Source organism: Paracoccus sp. 22332 (assembly GCF_052045125.1).
Lineage (GTDB): Bacteria > Pseudomonadota > Alphaproteobacteria > Rhodobacterales > Rhodobacteraceae > Paracoccus > Paracoccus haematequi_A.
Genome location: NZ_JBQEOI010000099.1, coordinates 1 through 3,488, shown reverse-complemented (window position 1 = coordinate 3,488; position 3,488 = coordinate 1). Strand labels below are relative to the sequence as shown.

Annotated in this window: 4 protein-coding genes and 1 pseudogene; 1 reads left to right on the top strand and 4 read right to left on the bottom strand. The window is 62.6% G+C overall.

Annotated elements, in window-relative coordinates:
• Positions 1-95: 95 nt before the first annotated feature.
• From ACTJI6_RS23840 to ACTJI6_RS23830, 3 genes and pseudogenes are all read right to left on the bottom strand, one after another.
• Positions 96-404 carry an ArsR/SmtB family transcription factor gene (locus tag ACTJI6_RS23840; RefSeq protein WP_440804226.1) on the bottom strand — a complete coding sequence of 103 codons (309 nt, stop codon included), beginning with the start codon at positions 402-404 and terminating at the stop codon, positions 96-98.
• Between the two features lie 47 nt (positions 405-451).
• Positions 452-1,684, bottom strand: coding sequence for a DUF3363 domain-containing protein (locus tag ACTJI6_RS23835; protein WP_440804228.1), 1,233 nt, complete (start codon positions 1,682-1,684; stop codon positions 452-454).
• 219 nt (positions 1,685-1,903) lie between these two features.
• Positions 1,904-2,044 (bottom strand): annotated as a pseudogene (locus ACTJI6_RS23830) (DNA -binding domain-containing protein); the annotation flags it as partial.
• A 306-nt stretch (positions 2,045-2,350) separates the two neighbouring features.
• Between ACTJI6_RS23830 and ACTJI6_RS23825 the strand changes: the two are divergent.
• The gene (locus ACTJI6_RS23825) at positions 2,351-2,749 is read left to right on the top strand and encodes a hypothetical protein (RefSeq protein WP_440804224.1); all 399 of its coding nucleotides are present in this window, start codon (positions 2,351-2,353) and stop codon (positions 2,747-2,749) included.
• Positions 2,750-3,060: 311 nt separating this feature from the next.
• On the opposite strand, the gene ACTJI6_RS23820 is transcribed toward ACTJI6_RS23825, so the two are convergent.
• Entirely contained in the window at positions 3,061-3,321 is a 261-nt protein-coding gene (locus tag ACTJI6_RS23820; RefSeq protein ID WP_440804221.1) for a type II toxin-antitoxin system RelE family toxin, read from the bottom strand.
• Between the last annotated feature and the right edge of the window lie 167 nt (positions 3,322-3,488).

The window sequence follows — 3,488 nt, the reverse complement described above, 5'->3', positions numbered from 1 at the left end:
TCCGCTCGTCTCGTCCGCTCCGCGCATTACCGCCCCCCGCTAAAGCCTGCGAGGGCTGAATCATGTTCTTCACATGGGGCCAAGGCCCGACTTCTTCAGCACCCTGTTAGTAGAGCCTTCAACGCATCAATCCGGGCTGGCCAGTAAGCCCGATACTTTGCCAGCCATTCCGCAATGAGCGCCAGCCCCTCCGGATCGACCTCATAGTTCACATACCGGCCATGACGCTCTTCCCGCACGAGCTTGGCGTTGCGCAGTACAGACAGATGTTGCGACATCGCAGGCTGGCTAATTTCCATGCCTTGCCGCAAGGTGACGGCGTTCATGCTGCCAGACGCCAGCTTCTCAAAAATCGAGCGGCGCGTCGGATCGGACAGAGCTTTGAATATGTCATTCTGGATCATGCCAACAGATAACCATATACTTATCTGATTCGCAAGAGTTGCCCGCATCACAACCCCAACCCCCGCCGCCATCCCAACTGCCACGACACGGAACCGCCCTGCACGACTCCCATGACCTCGCGGCCTAACTGGCGGTCGATGACAGGTCGCCATGGGACAAGGGTGAACTCGTGGCTCTTTTCGACTAGGGCGAATTTGCCGCTCGTTAGCTGGACAGTCCCGGTGAACCTGCCGCTGACGCTCTCGCCATCCTTGGCGGCGCGGAACGGCAGCGCCTTGCCCTCGGCCATCTCCGCACCGACGCGGGCAACCTCCCACTCGCGCAAGGTGGCGAGTAGATTGCGCCGGTAGAAGATTCGGCCGTCCCGGCTGCGCATGGCGTCGCCCTGTTTGACATGATGCTCGCGGCGCTGGTCCATCGCCTCGCGGACCTGTTGACCGAAACCGGCCGGGGCGAGATCCGATGCGTCGGCGGATAGTAGTCGCCGATCAAGCCAGGTGGCGCCGTCCGCGCCGATCTGCTTTTCAAGGTCGAAGGCCGACAGGACGCGAACGCCGGCCTGCCGGTTGCGCCCGGCATCGTAGGCGGCGGCGCGGCTCTCGAAATCATCGGGGACGCGCCATTGGTCGGCGTCGATCCGCTCGACGATCCCGGCGCGGCGCAACGCCTCCAGCCGGCGCACATGGGCATCGACATATTTCTCGTATTCGCCGCCCGGAACACGGCCCTCGAACTTCGCCTGCTCCAGATGGCGGCTCGGCCGATAGACGCCATCTTCGGCAATGGCCCCGATGCTTTGGTCGGATGGTCGCTGCCCGGTGTCAGCCGGGCCGATCTCCACAATGCTGCCGATCCGCGCATCCTCGACGCGGGCCGGGTCGATGCCGGCGACATGGTGCGTCCGCCCGTCAATCCCGTCCACCACAAGGGTCAGGTTCTCGCCCAACTCGTCGGACAGATACTTGTCGACGACGCGGCCGACGATGGGCGTCTCGGGCGGCTCGTCATGGATTTGGAAAGTGAGCGGGTCGCGCTCCATGCCATCGGCCTTCAGCGCCTTGTGCATGTTGCGGATGATGTCGCCACGCTCTCCCATCTCGCGCAAGGTCGGCTCCATGCGGTCGCTCAACTCCCAAACACCCGGTGCGTGTTCGGTCGCCAGCCCCATCCTCTCCAGTTTGGCGAGGCGGCGCAGGCGTAGGGCGCGGTTGAACTGGCGCTTGTGATCGGACCGCTCATGGCGCAGGTCGAGGAAGCGGCCATCCGCCTCGTCGGCCATCGCCCGGTCGATGCGGGTGAAACGGTCATGGCCGATCTCGGCGGACAGCTTGCGGGTCTGATCGATCTCGGTGACGGGGCCAAGCTCCAGCGTGGTCAATTCGCTGGCGCGCTCGCGGATGCCATTGGCGAGATATTCGTGCCGACGCTTGATCGGATAGTGCAACAGTAGCCGGTAGCCGCCTTTCATCATGGCAAGACCATGGACGACCAAGCGGCGGACCTTGTTGCGGCGCGGATCACTTTCCCAATCGATATTGTCGCCGCGAAACCCGAGCAGCACTTCGCCGATAGTGCGATGACTTTCGCCATGCAGTTTGGCGTCAAGCGCGCGCAGGGAGAGAATATGGAACTGCCGCATCTGCGGGGGCATGGCGCGGAAGTCCGGGCCTGGTGTGCGGCCCGTTCAGGGATCGCCACAAGCGCCGCGCCGCATGGGCGCGCAGCTCGAGGAAGGAATCCATCGGCAGAGTGACGGCATAGAACGCCGCCGCGTCGGGACCGCCTCGGGAAGCCAGAACTGATGCGACGCCATCCACCCGCCAGAGGCCATGCCAGCCATCGTCCGCGCGGCGCAGATCGAGGCCGTCGAGATGGGCCAGCGTGAATCGCGCAGATCGTCGAGGCCATTGCGGACGGCATGTATCATCCGTCGATGAAGGAGAAGATGACCGGGCTGGAAGCGCGCAGGGAAGAACTGACGGCCCTGCTCGCCGACGCGCCGGCGGACACGCCGGACATTCTGCCGAGTGCGTCGGCCATCTATGCGAAGAAGGTCGTCGCGCTGACGAAGGCCCTCAACCGGAAGGAAGAGCGGCAGGAAGCGTCGCAGGATTTGCGCGCCCTGATCGAGAAGATCGTGCTGACTCCCGGCCCGGAACGGGGGGAACTCTACGCCACGCTGCATGGCGAACTGCGCACGATCCTCGAATGGACGGAGCGTCAAGCTCTTGGAAAGACTGAAAAAATGAAAAAACCCGCCGCTGGCGCGACGGGTTTGTTGGTATCGGTGGTTGCGGGGGCAGGCAACCGCCGTCATTTGCCTGAACTCAGATGCGCAGTATGAAGCTTTTCACACTGTTCGACAATTACGATATCAGATCAGCAACGAACTCCGAGAGGGGTTCGATACCCGACGGGCCGTCAAAAATCGACACAGTGCCGCGTCTGTTTTCTGCATTACCGTCTACATCGGAAATCCTCAGGCACGCCGAAGCTCATCAATTCAAACTTCCGCAGGTTGTCGAAGAGGCGCGGTGCAGCTGGGGCAGCGGGCTCTTTCGGCTGATAGATCTCTATTTCCTCGATCCGCTCGCGCACCTCCACCAACTGCATCGCCCCGGTGGTCGGGTGGCGCTCAATCTTGCGCCGCTCGGCCTATTTATAAGCGTCGTCGTGATGATCGACATAAGCCAGCAGGATGCCGCCATCCGTGCGGTGGACGATGATGCGGATATCGGCATTGACGCGGACCGACCAGAAATTGCTGTCCTTCGCCCGATCGAGCTTATGGAACGACAAGCCATTGCCGGCCGGATTCGATTGCAGGTCGAAGGCGGTGATCTTGGCGGCCTTCTGCTCTTGTGCGGTCAGGCGGGCGAGGCTGTCGGTGAAGGTGTCGGCGATGCGGAAGTTCATTTACCGCGCTTTCCTGTGGGGGCCGGCTTGGCTGCAGCGTGCTCCTCCTGCCATTTCTTGCGGCGGGAGTGTCCTGAACTTTGTGTATCTGGCCCGGTCCATGCGGTTTCAGATACTCAAGCGTCGAAGCGCTCGCCGAACATTATGGCGAACTGGTTGCGGGCCGC

Excerpts from the sequence above, each read along its gene's own strand:
- ACTJI6_RS23820 (WP_440804221.1), bottom strand. The coding sequence starts at position 3,321 with ATGAACTTCCGCATCGCCGACACCTTCACCGACAGCCTCGCCCGCCTG.
- ACTJI6_RS23840 (WP_440804226.1), bottom strand. The coding sequence starts at position 404 with ATGATCCAGAATGACATATTCAAAGCTCTGTCCGATCCGACGCGCCGC.
- ACTJI6_RS23825 (WP_440804224.1), top strand. The coding sequence starts at position 2,351 with ATGACCGGGCTGGAAGCGCGCAGGGAAGAACTGACGGCCCTGCTCGCC.
- ACTJI6_RS23835 (WP_440804228.1), bottom strand. The coding sequence starts at position 1,684 with ATGGCCGACGAGGCGGATGGCCGCTTCCTCGACCTGCGCCATGAGCGG.